This is a genomic window from Pararhizobium qamdonense, assembly GCF_029277445.1.
Taxonomy (GTDB): Bacteria; Pseudomonadota; Alphaproteobacteria; order Rhizobiales; family Rhizobiaceae; genus Pararhizobium; species Pararhizobium qamdonense.
This window is the reverse complement of sequence record NZ_CP119568.1, coordinates 411,429-435,817: the sequence shown is the minus strand read 5'-3', so window position 1 is coordinate 435,817 and position 24,389 is coordinate 411,429. Positions and strand designations below refer to the sequence as shown.

Annotated in this window: 19 protein-coding genes and 1 pseudogene; 9 read left to right on the top strand and 11 right to left on the bottom strand. The window is 55.5% G+C overall.

The features are described 5' to 3' along the window. Window positions 1-520: 520 nt before the first annotated feature. Window positions 521-1,465, bottom strand: coding sequence for a DMT family transporter (locus PYR65_RS27535; RefSeq protein WP_276121953.1), 945 nt, complete (start codon window positions 1,463-1,465; stop codon window positions 521-523). Window positions 1,466-1,554: 89 nt separating this feature from the next. On the opposite strand from PYR65_RS27535, the gene PYR65_RS27530 reads away from it, so the two are divergent. Beyond that, window positions 1,555-2,172 carry a CGNR zinc finger domain-containing protein gene (locus tag PYR65_RS27530; protein WP_276121952.1) on the top strand — a complete coding sequence of 206 codons (618 nt, stop codon included), beginning with the start codon at window positions 1,555-1,557 and terminating at the stop codon, window positions 2,170-2,172. A 346-nt stretch (window positions 2,173-2,518) separates the two neighbouring features. On the opposite strand, the gene PYR65_RS27525 is transcribed toward PYR65_RS27530, so the two are convergent. Both PYR65_RS27525 and PYR65_RS27520 read right to left on the bottom strand, forming a co-directional pair. After that, entirely contained in the window at window positions 2,519-3,406 is an 888-nt protein-coding gene (locus PYR65_RS27525; RefSeq protein ID WP_276121951.1) for an NAD(P)H-hydrate dehydratase, read from the bottom strand. Continuing rightward, the gene (locus tag PYR65_RS27520; protein WP_276121950.1) at window positions 3,403-4,164 is read right to left on the bottom strand and encodes a histidine phosphatase family protein; all 762 of its coding nucleotides are present in this window, start codon (window positions 4,162-4,164) and stop codon (window positions 3,403-3,405) included. Before PYR65_RS27520 ends, PYR65_RS27525 begins: the two co-directional genes overlap by 4 nt. A gap of 489 nt (window positions 4,165-4,653) precedes the next feature. On the opposite strand from PYR65_RS27520, the gene PYR65_RS27515 reads away from it, so the two are divergent. Beyond that, window positions 4,654-5,157 carry a YciE/YciF ferroxidase family protein gene (locus PYR65_RS27515; protein ID WP_276121949.1) on the top strand — a complete coding sequence of 168 codons (504 nt, stop codon included), beginning with the start codon at window positions 4,654-4,656 and terminating at the stop codon, window positions 5,155-5,157. A gap of 704 nt (window positions 5,158-5,861) precedes the next feature. Here PYR65_RS27515 and lov read toward each other — a convergent pair. Both lov and PYR65_RS27505 read right to left on the bottom strand, forming a co-directional pair. Continuing rightward, window positions 5,862-6,902, bottom strand: coding sequence for a blue-light-activated histidine kinase (gene lov / locus PYR65_RS27510; protein WP_276121948.1), 1,041 nt, complete (start codon window positions 6,900-6,902; stop codon window positions 5,862-5,864). A 371-nt stretch (window positions 6,903-7,273) separates the two neighbouring features. Continuing rightward, on the bottom strand, window positions 7,274-10,546 hold the full coding sequence (locus PYR65_RS27505; RefSeq protein ID WP_276121947.1) for a DEAD/DEAH box helicase: 3,273 nt from the start codon (window positions 10,544-10,546) through the stop codon (window positions 7,274-7,276). A 445-nt stretch (window positions 10,547-10,991) separates the two neighbouring features. On the opposite strand from PYR65_RS27505, the gene PYR65_RS27500 reads away from it, so the two are divergent. The 5 genes and pseudogenes from PYR65_RS27500 to PYR65_RS27480 all read left to right on the top strand — a co-directional run bounded on the left by PYR65_RS27500 (window position 10,992) and on the right by PYR65_RS27480 (window position 13,677). Continuing rightward, a complete protein-coding gene (locus PYR65_RS27500; RefSeq protein WP_200953588.1) occupies window positions 10,992-11,855 on the top strand; it encodes an SDR family oxidoreductase in 864 nt (287 codons plus the stop codon). Between the two features lie 67 nt (window positions 11,856-11,922). Then, on the top strand, window positions 11,923-12,837 hold the full coding sequence (locus PYR65_RS27495) for a glycogen synthase (RefSeq protein ID WP_276121946.1): 915 nt from the start codon (window positions 11,923-11,925) through the stop codon (window positions 12,835-12,837). Continuing rightward, window positions 12,834-13,004, top strand: a pseudogene (locus PYR65_RS30520) (hypothetical protein); the annotation flags it as partial. The gene PYR65_RS27495 and the pseudogene PYR65_RS30520, both read left to right, overlap by 4 nt. A gap of 170 nt (window positions 13,005-13,174) precedes the next feature. Next, window positions 13,175-13,453: a DUF982 domain-containing protein gene (locus PYR65_RS27485; protein ID WP_276121944.1), complete on the top strand. Its 279-nt coding sequence runs from the start codon at window positions 13,175-13,177 to the stop codon at window positions 13,451-13,453. A 23-nt stretch (window positions 13,454-13,476) separates the two neighbouring features. Continuing rightward, window positions 13,477-13,677, top strand: coding sequence for a hypothetical protein (locus PYR65_RS27480; protein WP_276121943.1), 201 nt, complete (start codon window positions 13,477-13,479; stop codon window positions 13,675-13,677). Window positions 13,678-14,049: 372 nt separating this feature from the next. Here the strand turns inward: PYR65_RS27480 and treZ are convergent, their stop codons facing one another. Further along, window positions 14,050-15,831, bottom strand: a complete 1,782-nt coding sequence (gene treZ, locus PYR65_RS27475; protein ID WP_276121942.1) for a malto-oligosyltrehalose trehalohydrolase — start codon at window positions 15,829-15,831, stop codon at window positions 14,050-14,052. Window positions 15,832-15,971: 140 nt separating this feature from the next. Here treZ and treY point away from each other — a divergent pair, with 140 nt between their 5' ends. Both treY and PYR65_RS27465 read left to right on the top strand, forming a co-directional pair. After that, entirely contained in the window at window positions 15,972-18,533 is a 2,562-nt protein-coding gene (treY, locus tag PYR65_RS27470) for a malto-oligosyltrehalose synthase (protein WP_276121941.1), read from the top strand. Between the two features lie 547 nt (window positions 18,534-19,080). Beyond that, complete coding sequence (locus tag PYR65_RS27465) at window positions 19,081-19,407, top strand: hypothetical protein (RefSeq protein WP_276121940.1); 327 nt, start codon at window positions 19,081-19,083, stop codon at window positions 19,405-19,407. A 149-nt stretch (window positions 19,408-19,556) separates the two neighbouring features. On the opposite strand, the gene PYR65_RS27460 is transcribed toward PYR65_RS27465, so the two are convergent. The 5 genes from PYR65_RS27460 to PYR65_RS27440 all read right to left on the bottom strand — a co-directional run bounded on the left by PYR65_RS27460 (window position 19,557) and on the right by PYR65_RS27440 (window position 23,955). Next, window positions 19,557-20,486 carry an NAD(P)/FAD-dependent oxidoreductase gene (locus PYR65_RS27460; RefSeq protein ID WP_276121939.1) on the bottom strand — a complete coding sequence of 310 codons (930 nt, stop codon included), beginning with the start codon at window positions 20,484-20,486 and terminating at the stop codon, window positions 19,557-19,559. A gap of 381 nt (window positions 20,487-20,867) precedes the next feature. After that, window positions 20,868-21,059 carry a hypothetical protein gene (locus PYR65_RS27455; RefSeq protein ID WP_276121938.1) on the bottom strand — a complete coding sequence of 64 codons (192 nt, stop codon included), beginning with the start codon at window positions 21,057-21,059 and terminating at the stop codon, window positions 20,868-20,870. 399 nt (window positions 21,060-21,458) lie between these two features. Beyond that, window positions 21,459-22,385 carry a manganese catalase family protein gene (locus tag PYR65_RS27450; RefSeq protein ID WP_276121937.1) on the bottom strand — a complete coding sequence of 309 codons (927 nt, stop codon included), beginning with the start codon at window positions 22,383-22,385 and terminating at the stop codon, window positions 21,459-21,461. A 216-nt stretch (window positions 22,386-22,601) separates the two neighbouring features. After that, window positions 22,602-22,739: a hypothetical protein gene (locus PYR65_RS27445; RefSeq protein WP_276121936.1), complete on the bottom strand. Its 138-nt coding sequence runs from the start codon at window positions 22,737-22,739 to the stop codon at window positions 22,602-22,604. 46 nt (window positions 22,740-22,785) lie between these two features. Next, window positions 22,786-23,955, bottom strand: coding sequence for a zinc-dependent alcohol dehydrogenase (locus tag PYR65_RS27440; protein ID WP_276121935.1), 1,170 nt, complete (start codon window positions 23,953-23,955; stop codon window positions 22,786-22,788). Between the last annotated feature and the right edge of the window lie 434 nt (window positions 23,956-24,389).

Genomic DNA, 24,389 nt, shown 5'->3' with positions numbered 1-24,389 from the left:
CGGTCCTTCTCAACTATCTTTGGCTGATGATCAGGCAATTAATGTTACCGCCATAGGGACATTTTAAACGCCCGAGCAGGGTCGCGCAATAAAGTCAAACATTCTTCCATGGATGAACGCGTTGTGCTGGTCGTTCAATAGACGAACAGGGCCCTGGTCGTCTCTGGATCGAAAGCATGCCGAGCTCCGCGCTTCCCGAAATTGCAATAATACGACGGCCGGGCTGAGACGATTGACGCATGCGCACCGATCGGCCGACCTGTCCCAAACGCAACAAGGCGGCACTTGGCATGAAACCGAGCCTGCCGTGTTGCCATCCATCGAGATGAAAGTGGCGGGCTCTCGACGTCCCTTCCATCTTCGCCGAAACCGACCGACTTTTTCGCAGGCTCATCGAAATCGTCAGCAGGTGTGCCGTTAATGTCCCATATGGCCAGATATTACCTGATCAGGACGTCACCTCCCTCCGCTGTCGCCTGCAGGAATTACATTCTGTTGCCGTCTGATTTACGTTTCGTTCTCACATTTCAAGCGCTGTGGGTTTCGTGACTGACGTTTCCGCCATTGCCAAATATGCGCCAATTAGCATGACGATAATGCCGACCACGTCTAAGACGGTAACCTGCTCGGAAAAGAAGAGCGCGCCGAGTGCGACGGCGATCACTGGCGACACGAAGGCATAGCTGCCGGCACGCGATGCGCCGATATCCCTCAGCAGCCGCATGTAGGTGGTATAGCCGATGAGCGAACCGAAGATGACGAGGAAGGACCAGCCGGTCCAGGCGATTTTGCCCCAGTTGCCTGAGAGGGCGGAAAGTGCACCCGGCTCTGACAGCAGTGCTACGGCCAGCAAGGCAATGCCGCCGACCAACGTCGTGATGCCCGCCACGGACAGGGCCGGATAGGATCGCAGCAGCGGCCGTGCCAGCACTGAGCCGTATCCATAAGTGAACGCCGCCGACGCGACCGCCAATCCGCCCCAGAAGCTCGCGCCAGCAAAGGCCTCGGGCTTTGAAACATCGCCATCTGCGGCAGATGGCCAAAAGAGAACGATCAGCCCCGACACTCCAAGCAAGATTGCAAGAACCCTCCTTACGTCGAGACACTCCTCGCGCAATAACAGAGCAAAGCATAGAAGAGCGATCGGTGTCAGCGACATCTCTAGGACGGCGGCGGTGCCAGTATCGATATACTGCATGCCCCAAAACAACGGCCCGTAACACAGGGTGATCATCAACATACTGACGGCGACAAAACGGATGCTGTCCCCAACTTTGAAGGTCGCTGCCTCGCCCCGGGCCCACCCATATAGTAGCAGCAAAACGCCTGCCGCAGTGAAACGGGTCCCGGCAAACAAGAGGGGCGGCACAACTTCGATGCCCGCCTTGGTCCCGATCCAGGTGCTTCCCCAGATAATGCACAGCATCAGAAAGCGAAGCTGGTTTTTTTTGCGGTCCAGGGTCATGGCAGTCCAATCTCTGTAACGGCTAAATAACATATAAACCGTTACAACCCCCTCTTGCCCAAATCGTTCCCTCATCCGATATTGAAGAAATGACAAATCAGAAGACCATCGCCGATATCAGTCTACTTGGCGGCCACCCAGCCCTCGACTTCGTCAACACTGTCGACTGCCGCGGTGAGCGCTGGGGTCCCGATTTCTTGAATACTCCCAATGATCTGGTCACCTGGGCGCGGCGCGTCGATCTGATCGACGAGGACGAGCGCACCGTTCTGCGGTCGAACGCAATGAAATCGCCCTCCAAAGCTCAAAAAGAACTGATCCACGCAAGAGCACTGCGAGAGGCCCTGCATCGCATTTTTCTGACGGAATCGGAGGAGAGCTCGGTCGGCGAGGCAGATCTGGCACTTCTCAACAATGTGGTACAGAGCGCTCAGACGAAACGAAAATTGTTCAGTGTGGCAGGCAGGATCGAATGGCAGCATTCACCTGCAGAGCATCTGGATGCGACCGCCGACCGTATCGGCTGGGTAGCCGCAGAGTTGCTGACATCCAAGGGTGAGCGTCGCCCCATCCGGGCATGTCAGGGTCCAAATTGCGGATGGCTGTTTCTAGACCTTTCCCGCAATGGCCATCGGCGGTGGTGTTCCGATCAGACATGTGGATCGCACGCAAGAGTGAGAAAGTTCCGCGCCGTGCGATCCGCGTGACAGGCGCTTAACAGATCGCTTTACGCCGCCGCGGCTGCAGTGTCATGATCGGCTCCAAATCGCGTCAATAGTGCATGCGGACATCATCAATGGGGATCTTGCCGAATTTCATTTGAAGCTGATGTAGCGTTGAATTTCGGTTCTTTATCGCCGTGCATCGAGAAAGCAACAGTCGCTCTCGGTGCACACGGGACAAAATCATTTCCGAAACTGAGGTTAAGAACTGATTCAGCGATCCCAAACGTATTAAAACGGCCGTTTTTTCACATACGGAATGGTCACACCCATGGCATTATGAAGGCGACGGACGCTTCGAAATCGCAAGGGGAATGCGGCGAGATTGCGGTTACCTTTTGAACGAAGCATCGATCATAAGCTGGGGTATCAGGGCGGGAATCTCACGAGCCAAGAATCCAAGCGGGGCAACCGACTTGGCGAGCTTTGAGCCTGCTTCGCCATGAAGGAAAACGCCCCATATGGCCGCAGCCGCAGGTTTGGTACCGCGCGCTAATAATCCTGCAATAATGCCAGCAAGGACATCGCCTGAGCCAGACGTGGCCAGCCCGACGCCACCGCCCGTGTAACGCCAGTTCCCGTCCGGTGCAGTGACGATGGTCTGGCTACCTTTCATCACAACCACCAATCCAAACTCTTGCGTCAATCGTAAAGCAGCTGAGGCGGGATCGGCTTCAACGACCTCTTTGTCTACACTTAGCAGGTTCGCCATCTCTCCGGCATGCGGGGTGATGATGATGCGCCCCACCCTTTTGCACAGACTGTCGCCGAGTTCGGTGATTCGGGGAAGAGCCCCGGCATCTACGACGATGTTGGCTGCGTTGGCAGTTTCAAGCAGACATTTCAGTATCTCGTGACAATCAGGCTCCTCTACCATTCCAGGGCCCACAAGCAGCGCATTCGCGTCGGCCCACCTGGAAGCGCTGGACTGAAAGGGCGCACACTGGAGACCCCCATTTGGCGTTTCTGCCAGGCTGATGACCAACGCTTCAGGCATAGCAACTGCGAGCGCTCCGGCCCGGCTTTCTGCGGAGAAGATCTGAAGTTTTCCAGCCCCGGCGCGCATTGCGCCCAGGGCAGCCAAAAGGACAGCTCCCGGCACTTCTGTGCTTCCACCGATAATGCAGACCCGACCGCGCTCTTCCTTGCTTCCTTCCGCTGGTTGCGGCAGCGGAAGGGACGCGAGCATGTTGGAGTCGATAATTTGAAAGTTCATCATCGGGCAGCCACGTTAGCGTCTGTTTCAGCCGTTAACGGCGCTCCAGCCTCGATCAGCGGTGCCACGAAATTGTAGCGCCTCAAGATCAGGCTCCCCCCGACTTCCTTGCGAGTTTCAGCGACATATTCGGTAACCCCGCAATTCGACACGTCGCCTTGCCGATCAATCTCCAGAATTTGCTCTTCAGACAGATTCTCAATGATATAACGCATGCACAAAACGACCACCTGATGAGCGACGATCAAGACGCGTTGATCGGCGTAGTGCAAGCTGATCGTATCGAGCATACTTCGTAGTCGAAGAATCACATCGCACCAACTCTCGCCCGCCGGCGGCCTGTGATAGAATTTTCCCATGATCCGCCGAAGCTCAGCCTGATCTGGATGAAGCTCTTCGATCCCACGACGTGTCAATCGATCGAGGATGCCGAACTCCTTCTCCCGCAGCCGCTCGTCCAGAATCACGGCGAACTTTGGCGGCTCTGAAAGCTGTTGGGCGATGGTTTCGGCGGTCCGCAGTGCCCGTTTATAGGGTGATGCCAATATAACATCTGGTTGTTCTGATATCTTTAAGCCGCCGAACCATGCTGCTAGCGCGTCAGATTGTTGTTGGCCAAGCGTACTCAGCGGTACGTCGACATCCCGTTCGGTGATATCGATGTGTGCATGTCCAGCAAAATCTGCGGCGTCGCGGGCAACATTCCCGGCACTTTCACCATGACGAACAATCCAGATTTGTTTCGGCCAATTCTGTTTCATGTCGCTCCGGCCTATCTATCTGTTACGAATATTTCCGCTACCCGCACTCATGCTACAAATGCTAGGCTCAAACCCGAAAACCGGTCTTATCGGAAATGGTTCCACAGCCAAGGTAACGCCGTGGGTAAGAAACTGCGGCCTCGAGAGCTGCCAGTTCACCTTGTAGACCGGGCCTCCTCGACAACCAACTTGCGCAGTTGGCAACCAGACAAGCTAAACGACGCCATTCTGCGGATTTTAGGAACCGGCCCCTAGTCGAGAAGCTCACAGCTAACCATGGCGGTAGGAGTGGCCATTGGCGCGGCACATCGCCACACTCATGATGGGTAAGACACAGCTATGATGCACAAGTTTCTCCGGTTTCCAAGTTTGTAATGTCGCTACCTCCGCACCTGAAACTACGTGCAGGTCTGGCGGTTCCGAGGGGAACAATTTTACGCAAGCGTGGTTGAGTCCTGCATTTCAAGCTCGCCGCTAAAAGGAGATCACATGGCTGAGAAGACACTTGACGATCTGTTCCTCGACACGCTCAAGGACATTTACTTCGCTGAGAAGCAGATCCTGAAAGCACTTCCGAAAATGGCTCGCGCCGCGCAGTCGGAAGAAGGCAAGGCCGCGTTCTTGAAGCATCGCGACGAAACCGACGGCCAAATCCAACGCCTGCAGCAGGTGTTCGAAATCATCGGCAAGGCTGCCCGCGGCAAGACCTGCGAAGCCATCCAGGGTATCATCGCCGAAGGCGAGGAAATTATGGAAGAATACAAGGGCTCGGTCGCCCTCGATGCTGGGCTGATCTCGTCAGCACAAGCTGTCGAGCATTACGAGATCGCGCGTTACGGTACCCTGAAGTCCTGGGCTGAACAGCTTGGATACAAAGAAGCTGTTGCCTTGCTCGACGCCAATCTCCAAGAGGAAATCACCACCGACGAGCTGCTCACCCAGCTTGGTGAGGCTTCGGCAAACCCTAAGGCTGGCAAGAAGAAGGTTGCTTGATAACCCTCCGCATGATGAAATACGAGGCCCGCTTCGGCGGGCCTTTTAGTGCTAACAGAGTAACGGATGACAATCGAAACCCGCCAGGCCAAAATTCAGAAGCTGATCGTATTTTAAAGGCGTCGCGGGCCGATCCATCGCGGCCGATGCAGACTTCTTATCGCTGGCCGAACGCTGGGCAAATCACGAGACGACATGGCTGAAATGCGTCGGCTCTATCAGGCAGTCCGGGAGGAGCGGCGCAGGCAAAAACTGAAGCCGAATTCAGCCCTCACAGCGGGATGCCTCCGCGAAGAGCCGCCCCCGTCTTCCGACCAGTTCCTAGCCGAAATGGCCCGAATGACACGATCCGATTTCAACGATTAAATATCGAACCCGTGTTCAGTCTGACGGCATCGATATCAACATAGATACACTGCCCCGGTGCATGGACAGTACTCCCGGCATAAACCCGTGCATCGACCAAAATCGGGACAATTTTGCTTTCTATTGTTGCCCCTTTTTTCGAGGAGCACCTTGGGGTCCGTGCTGCTACAAATGCGCGACATCGCTATCGCAGCGGGGTCCCGTCATATTCAGGCGGTAAAGCTTAGATTTGCATCCGGGCGGCGAAATCGAGCCAGTACTTTATTTCAACGCTACCCCCGCGACATTGTCCTGTAGTCCTGGTTTGGAACCGAACCGAGTAGCATCTTGATCCCAGCCTACATACTGGAACCGGACAGGGGAATGGATAAGCGCAGTTCCAATCCGTTGTCTGTCCATGTCCTGTGCACGCGACCCTTCAACTGTGTCTCTATCATCGCCGTGACAAGAATAGACCCAAAACCGGGTCTGCGCTCCGCCGGCTCTAAGCGCGGCCCAGCCTCGAGCCATGCGAGTTCGAAGCCAGACTCTTCCGGCAACGGCTCCCACTGGATGGCAACGGTACCTCCCTGCGCTCGCAAGCACCCGTGACGTGCCGCGTTGACAGCAAGTTCGTGCAAAACAAGGCCTAGGGGTTGAACCAAGGGCGACGGCAGCATGACAGGTGGACCAAAAACCGTCAGCCTCTTTTCGGCGAACGGTGCTACCTGCTGACGAACAACGTCCTCCAGCTTGACCGCGCTCCAGCCAGACTCCGCGAGCATAGTGTGGACCTGCGCCAGCGCTTGGACGCGCATCTGTATGGCGGCGGCATACCTCTTGGGATCTTCTGTATTGCTGAGTCTGACGATGCTGTCGACGATTGCCATGACGTTCTTGGCGCGATGGTCCACTTCTTTCAGAAGCCGGTGTTCGGACGCCTCCAGCCGCTCGATACGGCGGCGCTCCGTGACGTCGATCTGCGATGCAAAGATGTAGTCGACCGTTCCGTCATCGGCGCGCAGAGGGCTGGTGTGTAGTTGATTCCAGAACGGTGCCCCGCCTTTTCTGTAGTTGAGAATTTCAACAGTGACCTCTCGCTCCTCCAGAATGGCGGAGCGTATCGCTGCAATGGCAAGGGGCGATGTGCCCTGTCCCTGCAAAAAGCGGCAGTTTCGACCGATCACCTCTTCGGCCGTGTATCCAGTCAGTTTGAGAAACGCAGAGTTGGCGAGTACAATCGGTTGGTCCGGCGCTGTGGCATCCACCACCACCATCGGCATTCGGGTTCGCTCAAATGCAAACGACGCAAGTTCTTTGCGGTCCGCGAACCCCTTATTTGAAAAGGCAGATGGGGTATCCCCGTGAAGATCCGCGGTCGATTGGTCGTGCAATGCCATTGCGCTCCTCGCTGTGTGCGACACAACGCGGAGAAAAGTCTTTAGTTCAATATGAGATTATTATCGAACCCCGGGACGAGGCCCTAGCAGCTTTGGACGTGTTTCAAAGCCTGGGCAAGCCAGCACGTAGCCTTGGATGTATCGTGCCCCGAGCTCCTTAAGCCGTAGCAGCTCGCCGGTCGTCTCTTTGCTTTCGCAAGTGGCCGCGACGCCAAGCTCGTCCGGCATGGCGAGGTATGACGCGCTTCGCCAGATCCTTGTCAATTCCACGGATAACTCAATGTTTAGCTTGACGATATCAGGCTAAAATTTCGCGGACGCGACGGTACCTCGGATGAAAGCGCGTGGCCGTAAACGGCGTGTTAGGATGATCAGATGCCTTCAAACAGCTGCTCGAAAAAAGCTATCCTTTCCAGACTACTGTTCGTTTTCAGTGTGTAAATCAGACGGCCTTCCCGAAGCACTGCCGGATGTGACCGCGTTAGCAACTTGAACATCTTCTGAGTGGGCCGTTGGACAAAGCTTATCGCCATCGCCAGCGGTCCTCCGTCAAGCTTGCCCATATGAAATCCGTTCGCGCCAATCCGCAGCTTGGTCAGGCGAAACAGAATAGATACCTCCTCAGGTAGTTCACCGAAACGATCCTCGAACTCCTCCGCAAATCCATCTACCTCGCTAGTTTGCGAGGCTCGGAGCAGTCTAGCGTAAAGATTGAGCCTCACTTCCCCATCCGCCACATAGTCGGGCGGGATTACTCCGGCGATGCCGAGATTGAGAACAACCGGCCTCGCGGTAATCACTGTTTCTTTCCTTGCTGCATTCATCGCCCGTTCTAACAGCTTTTGATACAGACTAACGCCGATCAACTTCATGTGGCCTGCTTGGTCGGAACCAGCAATGTCTCCAGCTCCGCGAAGGTCAAGATCTTGCATGCTGATCGCCAACCCCGCGCCAAGACGATCGTTTTCCACCATGGTCGATAGCCGCAGTCTTGTTTGCTCGGAAATGTCGTCATTATTCGCCGTAAGAAAATACGCCATTCCTTGGGCCTTACCTCTCCCGACACGTCCGCGGAGTTGATGCAGTTGCGCCAACCCGAATCTATCGGCGCGCCAGATGAAGATCGTGTTCGCCCGTGGAACGTCGAGACCGCTCTCGATGATGTTCGTGGACAGAAGGACATCGCCAACGCCATTGGCAAACCCGACCATTACCTCATCCATTAACTCGGCTTTCATCTTGCCATGAGCAACACGTATAGAAAGTTCCGGAGCGATCTCACCCAGCATCTCCTCGACCGGCCCAATGTCCGCAATTTGTGGAACGACGAGAAAACTCTGACCGCCTCGGCGATATTCCCGCATCAGGGTGACCCGCATCGAGGCGCGATCAGCCGTGCTGAGGGTTGTCCGGACTGGCCGGCGTTTGGAAGGAGGCGTCGCAAGAATGCTGACATCCTGAACACCAATCATCGCAGCCTGCAATGTCCGGGGGATCGGCGTCGCTGACATGGTGAGCGTGTGCAATAGCGGTGCCATCTCCTTCATTGTCTGCTTTTCTTGTGTCCCGAACCGGTGTTCCTCGTCGACAATCAAAAGCCCGAGATGTCTGAAGGAAATATCTTTGGCCAGTATTGCTTGCGTTGCGACAATGATTCCGATTTCACCATCAGCGATGCCTGCTTTCACCTGCTCGGCTTTTTTCGGCTCAACTACTCGGGACAACATTGCCACCTGGATTCCAGTACCAGCGAACCGGCGCTCGAATGTGGTAAAATGCTGTCGGACGAGCACTGTGGTCGGTGCAATGATGACGACCTGGCCGCTGGCCAGTGCCACTGCCGCTGCAGCACGTAGCGCAATTTCTGTTTTTCCGAATCCAACATCACCGCAAATCAACCGGCTCATGATGGTCCCGGAGGCCAAATCCTTAAGAACGGCTTCGATCGCCGCAGCTTGATCAACTGTCTCCGTATACGGAAAGCGGCGAACGAATTTGCTATAGTCTCCCCGAGGCGGCACGAATAGCTCCGCCTTCTCCTCCTGCCGCTTCTTCGCAAGTTTCAATAGGTGCCGGCCGACAGCGCGAATGTGCTTGTCAATAACAGCCCGTCTCTTAGACCATGCTTCAGTATGTAACCGGTCGAGAGTCACGGCGTCCGGCTCTGATCCATACCGCCAAAGTTTTCCAAACTCGTCGATCGGTATGAGAAGTGAGGCGCCGCCGCGATATTCGAGCCGGGCAGCGTCTCGCGTGATCCCGTCGACTGTGACGCTTTCCAAGGACTTGAAGATGCCAATTCCATGCTCTTCATGTACGACAACATCTCCCAGCCGCAGTTGGGGCTCCGTAAGCCGTGCCACGCTATCTGTGGTCCCGGCGAGGGCACCAAGGACGTCCTTCACGGTAACGACGTTGAGAGTGCCTGATGCGAAACCATTAGCCAAAGGGCAATCCAGCACCAACAGTGCACCGGGTTCGGCAACCTGGACATCTCTCCAGGTGCTGATCCGCCTAAAAATGGTCTCTGTCTCACGTTCTAGCCGGCGCTTGATACCGTCAAACGTTTGGCCGCCCCCGGCGAAAACAAAGGAGCGGCCCGCTCGCTTTTCTGATTTCACAAAATCGATCAACGCTCTATGGGGATTTGAAGCGTCAGCAAACCTTGGAAGCGAGCGCGCCTGTCCCAGATCAAGTTCTATCCTAGCAATGGCTTCCAACGCATCAGCCCATTCGGACGGCCCAAGATAAAGTGAGTGCACTCGTTCAACGGCCTCGCCACCAAAACGCTGGCGCGCTTGGCGGGCGTCCTCGATAATATCGAGGTAGCTGCTTAACCGCTCGTCAGCCCCGTCTTCAAAGGCGATGTCAACTTTACCCAATATTTCAAAGACTGACTGCAATTTTCCGTAAAGCTGAAGAAGGTTCTGCTCCGAAACTTCGGGCTGTGGATCTTGGCTATTGAGGTGATCGTCTCGGGAAATCGCTTCCGTCGCCGGGCCGAAGACCATTTCCTCGACAGTGCTCGTGGTTCTTTGCGTGATGGGATCATACCACCGAAGTTCGGCCACTTTCGAATCTTCTGTGAGAGCGATACGCATAGGTTTCGATGCGCCTGCAGGGAAAATGTCGATCACATCATCCCGGAATACAAGTTCGCCGGGTTCATCGACAATGCCGTCTTCTAGATATCCAGTTTGGCGGACGAAACGTTCAAACGAGTCCCGATCGAAAGCGCCTCCGGCTGCAAGCTTGAACGAGCTGTTCTGTATGAAGGGCATGGGTGGAACGCGCTGAAGCACAGAATCTAATGAAGTGATAAATAGCCTGGGGTTTTCGGATGGCTGTAACCAGACTCTAAGCGCGTCCATGCGCCGTCCCATTGCTTGCCTGGATGGAGGCACGCGGTCGTAAGGAAGGCAATCCCAGGGGGGAAGAACCACGATTTCGAGTTCGGGATCGAGACAGCGAACAGCGGCGGCAACCTTAGTGGCGCCGTTTTCACTCAATGAAACATATCCGCGAGATCTGTTCGAATGCACAATTAGGTCGATGAGTGCGGCTGCTGTCTGTGCTGCAGTAGGTCGGAGGACTGGGTTTACATCATCGGCATCGACCGAACTTGTGTACTCAATGACACGCAACGCAATCTCCAACTATCTCGCCTGAGAGAAAGCCCCAATAGGCGTCGGCTGATCCGCCGCGCCAATAAACCCGAGTTGTAGCAGATAGTTCCAGCGACATCCGGTGCTTCCGTCTTAAGATCCGGGATCGGAACATAAAGTAAATTGAGGCCCGTTATATCATTGGCTTAATCTGAATTCGAAACTCTGGCACGCGCGGTGGAGGAAAATTTCTCCGCGCCGTGCCGTCACATATCAGTGTTCTCGAAGGGATACGAACCGGCGAGTGAAACTTAGATGAACACTGGTACATTGAAATTTGAAATCTTTAAGGTGACGGCATCGCCCAATTATGGACGAGGCTTGCCATTGTAATGGCGTGTCGAATGATTTGCGCGTGTGCGAACGCCGGGGAACCTCTCTTGGTTTGGGTCGTTCTCCGATGCCAATCAATCAGGAGATCGCCATGCCTCAAGACAATCGCCCAATGCCGCCTCAGCCCAAACAAGAGCAGGCACCTCCAGGCGAGACCAAGCTCATGCAGCCGGTGCCTGATCATGGCGAGCAATCATACAAAGGATCAGGGCGTCTTGAAGGCAAAGTGGCGTTGATCACAGGTGGAGATTCCGGTATCGGCCGAGCGGTAGCGATCGCTTTTGCCCGCGAGGGCGCAGATATCCTGGTGTCGTATCTGAGCGAGCACGAAGACGCGGAAGAGACGGCCCGCTGGGTACGGAAGGCTGGTCGCCAAGCTGCGGTCGCCCCTGGTGATATCAAGAGCGAGGCCTTCTGCAATGCCTTGGTGGAGAGGGCCGTCGAAGAACTGGGAAGCATTGACGTCCTCGTTAACAATGCCGCCTTTCAACGAACCTATAATTCCATCGAGGACATCCCTGCCGACGAATGGGATGAGACCTTCCGGACGAATATCTACGCCCCCTTTTATCTCTCGAGGGCCGCAGTACGCCACATGAAGCCTGGCAGCTCCATTATCAACACGACATCGATCCAATCACGGCAGCCTTCATCATCCTTGCTTGCCTATGCTTCAACAAAAGGGGCCGTTTCAAATTTCACAGCCGGCCTCGCGGAAATGGTTGCCGACAAGGGGATCCGGGTCAATGCGGTTGCCCCTGGCCCGATTTGGACGCCGCTTATCCCATCAACGATGCCGCCCGAAAAGTCTGCATCGTTCGGCAAGCAGACGCTCATCGGCCGTGCCGGACAGCCAGCGGAACTTGCAGGGGCTTACGTACTCCTCGCATCCGATCTTGGTAGCTATATGACGGGCGCTGTCATCCCAGTGACAGGGGGGGAGATCATGATCTAGATCGGCCGACTGTATACCAAATGACGCCTGTTCATCGGCAAGGCCGCCGCTAGTTTTGTGGAGTTCAATGCATGCAAGTCTTGTCAGCCGCATCGGAAGTTTATCCGCTCATGAAAACTGGCTGATTGGCAGACGTGACTGGTGCGCTTCCAAAGCGTTGACCTCGTACGGCATCTACACCCGGACAATCATGCCCGGCTATGCGGGTACTCTCGAAAAACTGGTCGACGTGCGCCACGAGGCTGACGTGGAGCTGCTAGGCGAGACTGCAAGGTTTTATTCAGGTCGCCATGACGGGATGGCTGTGATTATCATTGACTGCCCGGCTCTCTTCTACCGCGATGGCGGCCCCTATTTGGATCGCGAAGGAGCGGACTACAGTGACAACTGGAGACGCTTTTCCGCCCTGTCGTCTGCGACGGCACAGATCGCCGCGAATGGCCTTGGTGGTTGGCGGCCGGACATCGTGCATCTGCATGATTGGCAAAGTGGCCTTGCGGCTGCGTATTTGAAGGCGATCGGGGCCTCAGTGCCTGTCGTGCTTTTAATCCAAAACCTCGCGTTTCAAGGTCAATTTTCGCAAGAAATCTTCGGCGAGCTTCAGCTGCCGAGTGAATTCTTCTCGACAGAAAAAATTGAATCCTATGGGGGCATCGGCTTTCTCAAAGCTGGCGTCACCTTGGCCGACGCGGTCACGACGGTAAGCCCCACCTACGCGCGCGAAATCCTTACCGAGGATTTGGGGATGGGCCTCCAGGGTATCTTATCGGCGCGGCGTGACAATTTAATAGGGATAGTCAACGGGATTGACATGGATGTTTGGAATCCGGAAACGGATCCTTACATTCCGGCGAACTACGATACCCGCAGTCTCGGCCGCCGCGCCGCCAATCGTGCTAAGCTGGAAGAGCGCTACGGGGTGGAAGAAGGAAGTGGGCCGATCATGTCAGTGGTCAGCCGCCTGGGAACAAAAATCAAATGACTCAGTTTTATGCCCCGTCACGTCTTACAAAATGTACGGAGAATTCCATGTCGGCCAAATGGAACGAGCCCGTAAATATCCAAGTCCCAAAAAGCGGCGATGTCCGGGTCGACGGCCCGTTCGAGGCACTGGTAGTACTGATGGACGAACGGCCAAACCTGCGTGGAGCAGGTTATGTAACAGCTCGCAGTCTATGCCGCGCTGCGATCGCAGGTCGCAGGTCGCAAGGATGCGGAAGAGGCCCGGGAGATTTTCGTGGTCGCAGCGAAGGAAGCAAACCTGTTGCATTGAAAGCGCGACAATTATCTGGTGTCGTTACAGATGCGGTGGAGAATCGATGAGTATTTCCTGGAACATACCCGTTGAGCTGCAGTTCCCTAGCAGCGGCAGGGTATCCGTGAGCGGGCCGCAAGAAGCCTTGGATTATCTTTTGGCAATTTGGCCCACGGAAGATGGTGAGCTCTACATGAAGTGTAAGGCGGCCTGCATGGAAGCTCTGGAGGGCGTCACGCCGGTTGAAGAGGCCCGTACGATTTTCCAATCCGCCGCAGCAGAAGTTGGGATTGGTCTTGGACCCAATCAGGTTAGACCTTCATCGAGCGAAAGTGTGATGTGAAAAAAATCGCGTAGGATCTGCAAATGCACCCAGTGAACCTCCCAGTTTTTGATGGCCAGTATGCAGCGCGCGACTCAGACTGCGTGGAGGCGTTGGACGGTAAGGTGCAACAACTATTTGAAGAAGCGTTTCGTGCAGGTTGGGCAAGAGAAGAAACGGCGGCGGCCTTGTTCGAGATTGCCGAGCGTCATGCAAAGATCGTGTCAAGTCAAAATGAGGCGTAGCGGCCTGACGCGTTAGTTCCATATTGGATAGATCCGCACTCAACAAGTCGTGGAATAGCCACAGTCACGGGCATCGCTGTTGACCGCCACGAAAATAATGGCAGAGGCGATCGCCGCCTCCAATCCGGACACCAATATTCCCCTGGAATTCTTTGGGTCGGGGATGGCCTTCTGCGATGGGGTGATCGATTCAAACCCCCAACCTCCCGCAGCCCTGTCTAGGCACGGATCGTAGCCCGACGTGTCGGTTTTGCGATCGTAATCGTGCCCTCGTTGGGTCAATCGTCAGCTCTTGTTTAACTCTGTCTGATTTTTCTCATTGACGACTTTCCGGAGCATTTCAAGTGCCTGATGGCAAGAACCCATTGCTCGTCAGCCCCCAGGTGCTTTGTGTTCCTCAATGCTCCAGCGGACGCTCCAAGCTCCGATCTGCTCACGATCAACTTCGCCTTGGTTAAAAAGAGCAACTCCCTGCTCCCCTACTGAATTCGTCACCGGAGTGGAAGAGAGGTTAGCAAGAAGGTGCAGTATGTTGTCTCGGAACCGCCAGCTTACCGCGATCGCATGGCCAACCGTCTGATAGGATGCCTGTCGACCCGCACCATGGGCTAGCAACGGAACAATCGATTTCCGCCTTATCGATAGCAAGTCGCGGTACAATTCCAGGTACTCGTTCACACCGCTGGTTTCTTCCCAGTTCAATTTGGCATTGCGGAAGGTGGCTTCATCCGTCGGATCCAGTGCGTCATCGCCGTCGAAACACGGCAGCCGCGAAAGCTCCTCTCGCCTTCCTTGCCGAACCTTTTCGTTCAGCTCAGGAGCAAAGTCGCAAAAATACGGAAATGGTGCGCGAGCACCCCACTCCTCTCCCATGAAGATCATCGGGATCTGAGGCGCAAGCAAGTAGACCGCGGCGAGCGCTTTAAGCCTTTCGCGAGACTGAGCGGCGACGACCCTGTCCCCCTCTGCGCGGTTGCCAATCTGGTCGTGGTTCTGAATAAAGGAAATAAATGCCGTCGGGGGCAAATCGGCACTCGGCGTGCCCCTCTCTTTCCCCCGGTAATTCATGTGCTGCCCCTGGAAGACAAAACCCTCGGCCAAAGCCTTGCCCAGTTTGGCAGGGTCGTCCTTTGCGTAGTCCTTGTAGTACCCAAAGGTCTCCCCGGTACCATCAACGTGCAGCACGTGATGAATGTCGTCGTTCCACTGCGCCGTATAGAGGAAGGGGCGTCCATCGTCGTTTCTTTCGAGCAGCGTCGCGTCGTTGTCCTCATTTTCCACAATCAGATGAATGTGCCGTTCGGGCGCTGCTGCCCTCGCGCGATCTGCGATCTCATGAAGAATGTGCCGCGCGCTGTCATCGTCGATCGCGTGTACCGCATCGAGCCGTAAGCCATCCATCTTGAACTCTCGAATCCAGTATTCTGCGTTCTGGACGATGAATTCACGCACCCATTTCGATTGCTCTCCGTCAAAGTTGAGCCCATTGCCCCACGGTGTCCGATGCTTGTTCGTGAACAGCGGCGCATAGGAAGGCATGTAGTTTCCATCTGGACCGAAGTGATTATAGACCACGTCCAGGAAAACACAGATGCCGCGCAGGTGCGCCTCGTCGATCAGCTGCTGCAGATCTTCCGGTCGGCCGTACGCGCTGTCGGGAGCGTAGGGTAAAACGCCGTCGTAGCCCCAGTTCAAGCGGCCAGGAAAATCGCTGATGGGCATTATCTGGATCGCCGTGACGCCGAGATCCCTGAGATGGTCGAGACGATCGATCGCGGAGAGGAAGGTCCCCTCCTGCGTAAACGTACCTACGTGCAATTCATAGATGACCGTTTCTTCCCATGGACGACCATACCACTGGGTACATTTCCACTGATAATGGAGATCGGCCAGTTCGCTCGGGCCATGAACGTCGTCAGGCTGATGGCGAGACCCCGGATCCGGAACGACGAGGCCGTCGGCCAGGACGAAGCCGTACTGTGTGCCCGGTCCCGCATCTGACACCTGTACGATATGCCATCCTTCGTAGCGCCGGTTCATAACAAGGTCACCGCGGTCCACGATGCGCAAAGTTACCTGCTCCTGAAGTGGTGCCCACAGCCTAAAAACGGTTGTGTTTTCTGTTGTGACCGGCCCGAAGTCGAACCTTGCCATGTCGGCCTCCTGGAAAGTTTCGAGATAAGGTGCGCCCATGAACTATCGCGTCGTCGATCTGTTCCACTGCTCATAACGGCTCCGGAACAGATATCGATGCCAAGAGTTACAGGGCGGCACGGCCCCCCCAGGAGAAACATATGATCCCTTCCGCCACTTATCGCCTGCAGTTTCGAAACGGTGTGACATTCGATACAGCGATTGATCTCATCGCGCATCTACAGAACCTCGGCATCAGCCACCTTTATGCCTCGCCGATTTTTGCCGCGGTTGAAGGCTCGACACATGGTTACGACGTCGTGGACCCCAATGTGATTGATCCGGCAATAGGCGGTCGCGAAGGATTCGAGCGGATGTCGAGCAGGCTGAAGGAAGCCGGCCTGAATTTGATCCTGGACATTGTGCCCAATCACATGGCGGCATCGGTTGAGAACGCATGGTGGCGCGATGTACTTCGTCATGGAGAGCACAGCCCGTACGCACGACATTTCGACATCGATTGGTCGAATAAGTTGACGCTACCTGTCCTTGGCAAAGATCTCGGGCCGGCGATCGCCGCCAACGAGGTTCGACTCGTTCGCGATCCTCGAGATCGCTCGCTGGCCGTCGCGTATTTCGAGACCATGTTTCCCATAAGCGACGAAACCGCAGCCATGGTCTCTGCAATGGTGAACCGAGACGACTCCAAACTGGATGAGATTTCGAGCCGCCCCGAGAAAATGCAAGCGCTTCTTGCAGCACAACACTGGATGCTGATGAACTACAAAGAGGCGGCGTCGAACCTGAGCTACAGGCGGTTTTTTGAAGTCGCGGGCCTCGTTGGAATGAAGGTCGAAGACGAACGGGTGTTTCAGGATACCCACCGCCTGATTCTGGATTTAGTAGAAGCTGGGCGAGTACAAGGACTCCGGATCGACCACGTGGATGGCCTTGCCGACCCGACCGGTTATCTCGACACTCTTCGAGACGCGGTCGGACCGCAGACATACATCACGGTCGAGAAAATTTTGGGACCTAGCGAGTGGCTACCCACATCGTGGCCAGTTTCGGGAACGACGGGATATGAATTCATCTCCGCCCTATCGGACCTCTACATCGATGACGATGGCGTGAAAACGCTGCAAAATGCCTATGCAGCGATCGCGCCTGAAAGAGCAGACTTCCAGCGTGAACTACGCAAAGCCAAGCGAGAAATGGTCGAGCGAAACTTCGCAGGCGAAGTCGACAGGCTGGTCAATCTGGCTTCTGCAACTGGTACGGGGATCGACCCAGCCGCTTTGCTAGAAGCTATCCGCGAAATGCTGATCGCATTTCCGGTCTACCGCACGTACGGTTTCGAAGGTAAGCTTTCCGCTCAGGACAGCCAAGTCCTACACAAAGTCGTTGATGACGCACGCCGAATGACGCGCCATGGGAACGGCGTCGACCTCATCGAGAAGATTGTTCTGGGAGAGCTTAAAGGCGATGCAGCCTTCGAGTTCCGCGTCCGCTTCCAGCAATTGAGCGGCCCGGTTATGGCAAAAGCTCTGGAAGACACGCTATTCTATCGGTTCAACAGACTGATCGCCGCAAACGAGGTGGGTGGAGAGCCAGACAAGGCCGCAGACGGCGTCTCAGCTTTCCATTCCAACATGATGATCCGTTCGAAAACGCGGACCGCCGCGCTTTCCGCCACAGCGACACACGACACCAAACGAGGCGAAGACGCGCGTGCACGGCTCTATACTCTTTCGGAAGCGCCGTCTCGGTGGCTCGAAGGGGTTAGCCGATGGCGCGAAATGAACCGATCCGCCCTTGCCACTTTGCCCGATGGAATTGCCCCAGAATCTAACGTCGAATGGATGTTATACCAGGCGCTGGCAGGCGTCTGGATGGAAGGTGGCGCTGACGAGCAATCGACCAATTTCCGGGAACGGTTTGTGGGTTACGCGGAGAAGGCGGTTAGGGAAGCAAAACTTCGCACGGAATGGGCAGGGCCAAACGAAAACTACGAGAAGGCTGTGCTGGCTTATGCGGACCGATTGGTTTCGCCGGAAAACAAGGTCTTTCTCGATGATTTCAGCCGCACGATAGGGCCGTTTATCGACGCAGGGTTTATCAACAGTCTTTCCCAGACGCTCATCAAACTGACCGCGCCCGGCGTCCCGGATATCTACCAGGGAACCGAAAGTCTGGATTTCAGCTTGGTTGACCCGGACAACCGCAGACCCGTTGATTTTGCGGCGCTCGCCGCCCTTGCCGCGGACGGCGGTGACAAACTGGACGCGGAAACCAAGCTGATCGAAGTACGGCGTCAAAAGGCGCAGATGATCCGAAAGGTGGTGAACTTTCGTAGGCGAAATGCTGAGCTTTTCAACGTGGGCATTTATCTCCCGATGGAGGCGTTTGGCAGACGAAGGGACAACGTCGTGGCCTTCGCGCGCATTCTGGATGGAAAATTGGCAATCACCGCTGCGCCACGAATGGTCTACGGGCATGTCTTACCGCAGACCTTACAGTTACCTCAAGAATTTTGGGAAGATACCGTTTTGCGATTACCTGAAATGTTCAGATCGCCCGTTCGCGACATCTTATCCAACCAAGTCTGGACCGCAGATGAAATACCGCTGTGGGAGATTTTCAGAGACAGTCCAGTCGGGTTGATCATCAATGAGTCGGAAACGGGATATGTGAGAGACTTAATGCAACAAACCCGGCATTAGGGGTACCTGCTGAGGTAAACGTCGGCTGTGTTAAGCACGGGACTCTGACCCCTCTCTGCGCCGAAGAGTCGACTGCGGCGGACCTATGCTAACGTCAAGAAATGACTACCGACTTTCATGTTCGGCCGAGGTCAACCCTGGGCTCGCTGTGTATCAAAGCGAAATTGTAAGCGTCCCTGCCGGGAAGCTACCAAATAGGACCCTGGTCTCGCACCTAACGAAGGATCTGCCTATGGCCATCGCAAACTGGGAAAACCCCTTCGTGATTAGGCTCCTGGTTTCGCCGCGTAGTATTTGGCCCGTTCGAAGCGCAGGCTCTACTCACGAAAGGTTGGGCGAAGATGGCTGGTGCGCCGTTCGCCAAGCTAAGATCTCATGCTGAGCAGCATTTTAAGATCGCATCTCGGCTGAACAGGCGCGTCGCGATCTCGAAAAGGCCGCGAGAGAAGTGAGTCGGTCGTGAACTGAAGACACCAAAGGTAGAGCCAATGCAGTTTCAACCAAACATTTTTTCGTCCTCGGATGAGCCCAAAGAAAGCTCACACTCTTGGATGATAGCAAAGACTTCACGCTTCTCGAACTTTTCTCATCTGCCGGAGTTCGCGGCACCAACACGACGGTAAACGATCGCGAAGAGGTTATCGCTATGAGGTACATGTTCGAGGTGACTTCGATTGACTCACCGTGGCCGGTGGCGGTCCCGCTCGATCTGCGGGACGACGACACGGCGATAGCTTACACGAGGAGGGTCTTCAAACAGCTTGAGGCCGTCTACCGTCGGGAGGACGCCTCCACCCGAATTGTCTTACGCAAGCAAGATCGTGATCTTTTTCGACTGAGCCACCTGGAAATTTGGACTGCTTCTCTAGAATGAGGTCCGGCGGCGGCGGGACGGCGCCCCTTAAGGCGGAAAGACAGCGTTATCTCAACAATCTCCGACTTGTTTTGATCATCATTAGCGCACTGACTCGCTTTTGTTCGGCCTTGCCGTCTTTAACTGTTGCTTCAGTACTTGACGGCAGGTCAGCGAACCAACGCTTCGATCTCACACAGATCGTTGCGAATAGCTGTAGCAGCGACACCTGCTTGACCCATCGCGTGGCTGATCTGGTCCAGACCGATCACGACGTCGCCAGCGGCATAAAGGCCTGGGGCGCTCGTTCTCTGATGGGCATCGACGGCGACGCAGCCCCCGTCCGAGACGCGAGCTCCAAGAGTTGTGACAAGCCCCGAACGGACATCGGAGCCGAGGGCCGGGTAGAGCGACGCGAAGGCGTATGATCGTGCGGCTGTCGAAACGGTGATGATATCTTCACCCGGTTCGATTGAAATCACCGGTCCCGCCTCGACCTTGATTCCGAGCTCTTCCAAACCTCTTCGCTCGGCGTCGGCGAGGTCATGCCCGCCATCAGGCGCCACCAGCGTCACATCCTGGGTGTAACTCCGCAAGAACTTCGCCTCCTTGAAGCCCTTCGCGCCAGTGCCAAGGACGCCAACGGCTCTGTCCGAGACTTCGAACCCATCGCAAACTGGGCAATAACGCAGCACCCCCCGTGCGACCGCCTCATCATGCGCGGTCGTCGACATTGGTGGTCTGCGGTTAAGCACGCCAGTCGCAATAAGAACAGTGCGGGCAGATGCTGTGTCGCCGCCGAACTCCAACTTAAATAAATCGCCGTCCTTTTCAATGCCCGTGACCTTGCTGCCCTGGATCAAAGCGCCGTACCGCTGAGCTTGTGCACGCATCTTGGCCAGGAGGTCCGGCCCGCTGATCCCGTCTGGAAATCCTGCATGGTTATGCGACATCGGGATCATCGCCGCCCGGCTGGTATTATCGTCGAATACCATCACAGAGAGATGATAGCGAGCCAGATAAATCGCTGCCGTCAAGCCAGCGGGGCCACCACCGATGACCGCACAGTCCCATATCGTCTTTTCCAACTTGTCGGTCATGAACTTCTTTCATCTGTTCAAGCCTTTTTTCTAAGACCCAGGACGAACGCCCGGCCCCTAACGTCCGCGGCGTTCGCCCTGCCCACCGGCAGGGAGTTCAACCCACAGCAGAGACCAGCTTTCCTCATCGTCGGTTCTCTGTAAGATCCCTGGCCCTCCAACTGCATTAGTCGAGTGCGCTCGATAATCAGGTAGGTGGCAGCCGGAAGGCCTGACGTGTCCAGATACGCTTCCAACTCATCCGACGTGTCGCTTTTTCTCGTGGGGCGGCTTTACGGGAACCACGATTTTGCAAGTGTACAGCGACATGTTACCACTCATACTAACTGGACTTCGCTCGATCATGCAGCCGCATCAGGGCGTTAACAAAAGGTATGAGCCTCATTCATCGTCGTCAACTTTTGGTTTCCTGCTGACAAAGGTGCTTGCGTCACCCTTTGAGACAACGACGTCACCTTGAACACCGTCGCGGCTTAGATCAATCTCGTCGAGGTTAAGCGGTTCTGGATGCGAACTCCGCTTGGCAATAGCAGGCGCTGGAAACGAGCCGGTTTTCAATTTTTTACGATTCATCTGCGTACTCCTATTTATGCGCGCTAACTGTTAGCCCAGAAACAAGCTCCCATGAAATGCCTTGCTCGCAGGAGCGGATGGAGGCCAGTCTTGTCTTCGCGATGTGAGTGACCCCGTTTTCAAGGGGCACCTGTGGACCGCACCAGCGGCTACGGCCATGGCTAGCCGTATATAATCGACGTCGGTGTCTCCTCGACCGTGCACATCGCACGGAACTGGGTAATAATCCCATGGTTCGAGCGCCGGGAGCGAGGCGACGAGAAAATGGAAAGGCCCCCCTCCCCGTCCAAGGCAGGCGATGCCGGAATTCCGGATGTCATTGAAAGCGCGCTGCGGTCCGCCGGTCTGATGAAATAACAGGAAACAGCACCGGGAGCCCGGAGGCTCCCGGTGTCAGATTTATCGAGAAGCTTTGTAAAGCTTCTCGGCAATCTCGAACATTTCCTCTGGCGCGTAGTCTGGCGTGAAGGCTGACGGTACGCCAACCAGCTGATGGATTTTGCCGCCTTCGGGCATTCCGTCTACGACTTCGAGCTCACCTGGCGGATCGGTTGGGAGTGCGACCTCGCCGTTGCCCCAGATGCCGGACATTTCCTTGTAGTCGCCCGGGCTGAACGTGTAGAGCCTGCGATGCGATCCCTCGTCGAGATATTTTTGGCATTCAGGAATCTTGTCGAGGGGAATGTTCGGCGTCGGCAGGAATTTCTTGACGTCGACGCCGGTGATCTTTTCAAGTGCCAGAGCGTAAGCGTGAGCGTGAACAGACCCGCGAACTAGCAGATAGCCGCAGACTTCGCGGCCCGTCGGATCGGAAAGCGTTTCATAGACCCGGAGCTTGTGGAGACGCGCCCCGCATTCCAGGTGGAAGTTGTGGAGCAAATCGATGACGACATTGCCCGTCGTCGTGATGAAATCGTTGTTCCAGGAGACACCGTTGCTGTTGACGGGCATCGCGCCGCCCGCACCGGACAGGAAAGCGGCCGCAAGACGGATGTCTTTCATGCCCTCCCACGGCGCGCCGGAAATGTCTCCGCCATCGCCTTCGTCACCATCTGGGACGTCAGGTCCGTTGTTAAGCATCGCCACGCCATTGCTAACGAGTTCGACGTGGCCGAGTTCTTCGGCTGTGATGCTCGCCACCAGGCTATAAAACGGCTTGAGCTTTTCCTTGCTGCGGAAGTTGAAGCTCTGAAACATGTAATTGCCCAGAGTGGACATTTCGCCATACTTGCCACCGAGCAATTCCTGAAGGGCTGCGGCGGCGTTGGGATCTGCACGTGCTGGAGCTGGCAGGTTGGCCTGCAACTGGTCGACTCTCATGAACATGGGATGTTCCTTTGGTTGGAGACACAGGCTCAACCAGCGGGTTGATCTATGGTTCCGAATTATAACTTCAACTTGGCAAGTTTAGTTGACCAGATCAGCTTGAGTGAGAACATCTCATTTCTGTCAATCGCCCTTTAATTGCGGAACTTAGTCAAGTCTGTTTTGTCCTTGCCGGGTCATGGTCCTATTCGAGGTCATGGCCTCAGACCAGGCCTTTTACCAGCGCTGCGAGACAATCCTGTCGGGCGTCGAGGCCTTCGCTTCAAGCTGGAAGTTGGATTTTTCCGACGCATCCCTTTGAAAGCTTAACAGTTCCGGAATTCTGGATTTGAGCCAATCTCTGATATCTTGCATGTCAACTCCCCATGCGTTCTTCGTGCTAGCATGTTCAGCATGGCGGCTATGGCCTGAGCACGACCTTGATCACCCCATCCTCCTTATCCCGGAATTTTTTGTACATCTCCGGAGCGTCTTCCAAAGACGCTGGATGTGTCACTACAAAGCTCGGATCGATCTCTCCCGCTTCGATTTTCTCAAGAAGTGGTTTTGTATATTTCTGCACATGGGTCTGTCCCATCTTCAGGGTAAGCCCTTTGTTCATTGCAGCGCCGATGGGAATTTTATCGCCCATTCCGACATAAACGCCCGGAATAGATATCGTGCCGCCTTTACGGCAGCTCATAATGGCTTCCCGCAGCACATGGACTCGATCGGTGGCGAGATACAGCGCTGCCTTAGCCCTATCGAGTAACGCATCAGCGGAGCCGTGGCCTGATGCCTCGCATCCGACCGCGTCGATGCAACTGTCAGGGCCCCGGTTGGCGGTGCGTGACATGAGTTCGTCATAGACGTCGGTCTCGGAGAAGTTAATCGTTTCGGCTCCCCCCGCTTCCGCCATCGCGAGACGTTCAGCCACTTCATCTATTGCGATCACGCGGCCTGCGCCCATCATGAGCGCGGAGCGAATTGCGAACTGACCGACCGGGCCACATCCCCAGATGGCCACCGTGTCTCCGGGTTGGATCTGCGCATTTTCAGCGGCCATGTACCCTGTGGGAAAAATATCGGATAGGAAAAGCGCCTGCTCATCCGAGACGCTGTCAGGCACCTTGATCGGCCCGACATCGGCCATGGGGACGCGGAGGTATTCTGCCTGACCGCCGCTGTATCCCCCAAGCATATGGCTAAACCCGAACAGTCCGGCTGGGGAGTGGCCCATGGCCTTACGTGCAATCTCGGCATTGGGGTTTGTCGTATCGCAGCAGGAATACATTCCCTGTTTGCAAAACCAGCAATCGCCACAGCTAATCGTAAAGGGGACAACCACGCGGTCGCCGATTTTGAGGTTCTTGACGTCTGAACCCAACTCAATAACTTCGCCCATGTTTTCATGGCCAAGGATATCGCCACTTTCCATCGTTGGCTGATAGCCGTCCAGAAGATGCAGGTCAGACCCGCAGATGGCGCAGCAAGTTATTTTGATAATGGCATCTCGCGAATGTTGGATTTTGGGATCGGGAACTGTATCGACGCGAACGTCACCTTTTCCGTGCCAGCAAAGTGCGCGCATATCGAAACCTCCGTTGTTGATGTGGCACAACTGAGTGAGCCAGCAGATGTTCCCCGTTCGGATGCCGATTCAAGATCGGGGTTCCCGCGATTAAAAATGTCGCTACATCGGCGTTTTATCGTTGGGCATGACACCTCTATACCGGTGCCTTGATGAGGGACATCCGGGAATATCCATTGTGGGCAGTCGCTCCATAGGGTTTTCTTCCTTCGAAATCTATCGAAGAAAGTCCGCCCGGCCGACCGTGACCAAGTCGAATTTACGGCAACGAGAATGGACCTAATCCTGTCCAGGGTTCGCCGATCGAACGATTTGGGATAAGAGTTCGTTTGCCGACGGATAAAGCACCAATGACGGCTCTCCTTTCCGGGCCAAGCGGAGAGCGTCGAGTCTCTCCCGCCGCACGCTGCCGAAACGGCGGCGCATTTCGGCCA

What these genes read in the sequence shown, in the direction of transcription:
- PYR65_RS27460 (WP_276121939.1), bottom strand. Translation starts at nt 20,486, where the DNA reads ATGACCGACAAGTTGGAAAAGACGATATGGGACTGTGCGGTCATCGGT.
- treZ (WP_276121942.1), bottom strand. Translation starts at nt 15,831, where the DNA reads ATGGCAAGGTTCGACTTCGGGCCGGTCACAACAGAAAACACAACCGTT.
- PYR65_RS27525 (WP_276121951.1), bottom strand. Translation starts at nt 3,406, where the DNA reads ATGATGAACTTTCAAATTATCGACTCCAACATGCTCGCGTCCCTTCCG.
- PYR65_RS27500 (WP_200953588.1), top strand. Translation starts at nt 10,992, where the DNA reads ATGCCTCAAGACAATCGCCCAATGCCGCCTCAGCCCAAACAAGAGCAG.
- PYR65_RS27440 (WP_276121935.1), bottom strand. Translation starts at nt 23,955, where the DNA reads ATGCGCGCACTTTGCTGGCACGGAAAAGGTGACGTTCGCGTCGATACA.
- lov (WP_276121948.1), bottom strand. Translation starts at nt 6,902, where the DNA reads ATGGCATTGCACGACCAATCGACCGCGGATCTTCACGGGGATACCCCA.
- PYR65_RS27535 (WP_276121953.1), bottom strand. Translation starts at nt 1,465, where the DNA reads ATGACCCTGGACCGCAAAAAAAACCAGCTTCGCTTTCTGATGCTGTGC.
- PYR65_RS27450 (WP_276121937.1), bottom strand. Translation starts at nt 22,385, where the DNA reads ATGTTCATGAGAGTCGACCAGTTGCAGGCCAACCTGCCAGCTCCAGCA.
- PYR65_RS27445 (WP_276121936.1), bottom strand. Translation starts at nt 22,739, where the DNA reads ATGCAAGATATCAGAGATTGGCTCAAATCCAGAATTCCGGAACTGTTA.
- PYR65_RS27455 (WP_276121938.1), bottom strand. Translation starts at nt 21,059, where the DNA reads ATGAATCGTAAAAAATTGAAAACCGGCTCGTTTCCAGCGCCTGCTATT.
- PYR65_RS27495 (WP_276121946.1), top strand. Translation starts at nt 11,923, where the DNA reads ATGCATGCAAGTCTTGTCAGCCGCATCGGAAGTTTATCCGCTCATGAA.
- PYR65_RS27515 (WP_276121949.1), top strand. Translation starts at nt 4,654, where the DNA reads ATGGCTGAGAAGACACTTGACGATCTGTTCCTCGACACGCTCAAGGAC.
- PYR65_RS27530 (WP_276121952.1), top strand. Translation starts at nt 1,555, where the DNA reads ATGACAAATCAGAAGACCATCGCCGATATCAGTCTACTTGGCGGCCAC.
- PYR65_RS27485 (WP_276121944.1), top strand. Translation starts at nt 13,175, where the DNA reads ATGAGTATTTCCTGGAACATACCCGTTGAGCTGCAGTTCCCTAGCAGC.
- treY (WP_276121941.1), top strand. Translation starts at nt 15,972, where the DNA reads ATGATCCCTTCCGCCACTTATCGCCTGCAGTTTCGAAACGGTGTGACA.
- PYR65_RS27520 (WP_276121950.1), bottom strand. Translation starts at nt 4,164, where the DNA reads ATGAAACAGAATTGGCCGAAACAAATCTGGATTGTTCGTCATGGTGAA.
- PYR65_RS27480 (WP_276121943.1), top strand. Translation starts at nt 13,477, where the DNA reads ATGCACCCAGTGAACCTCCCAGTTTTTGATGGCCAGTATGCAGCGCGC.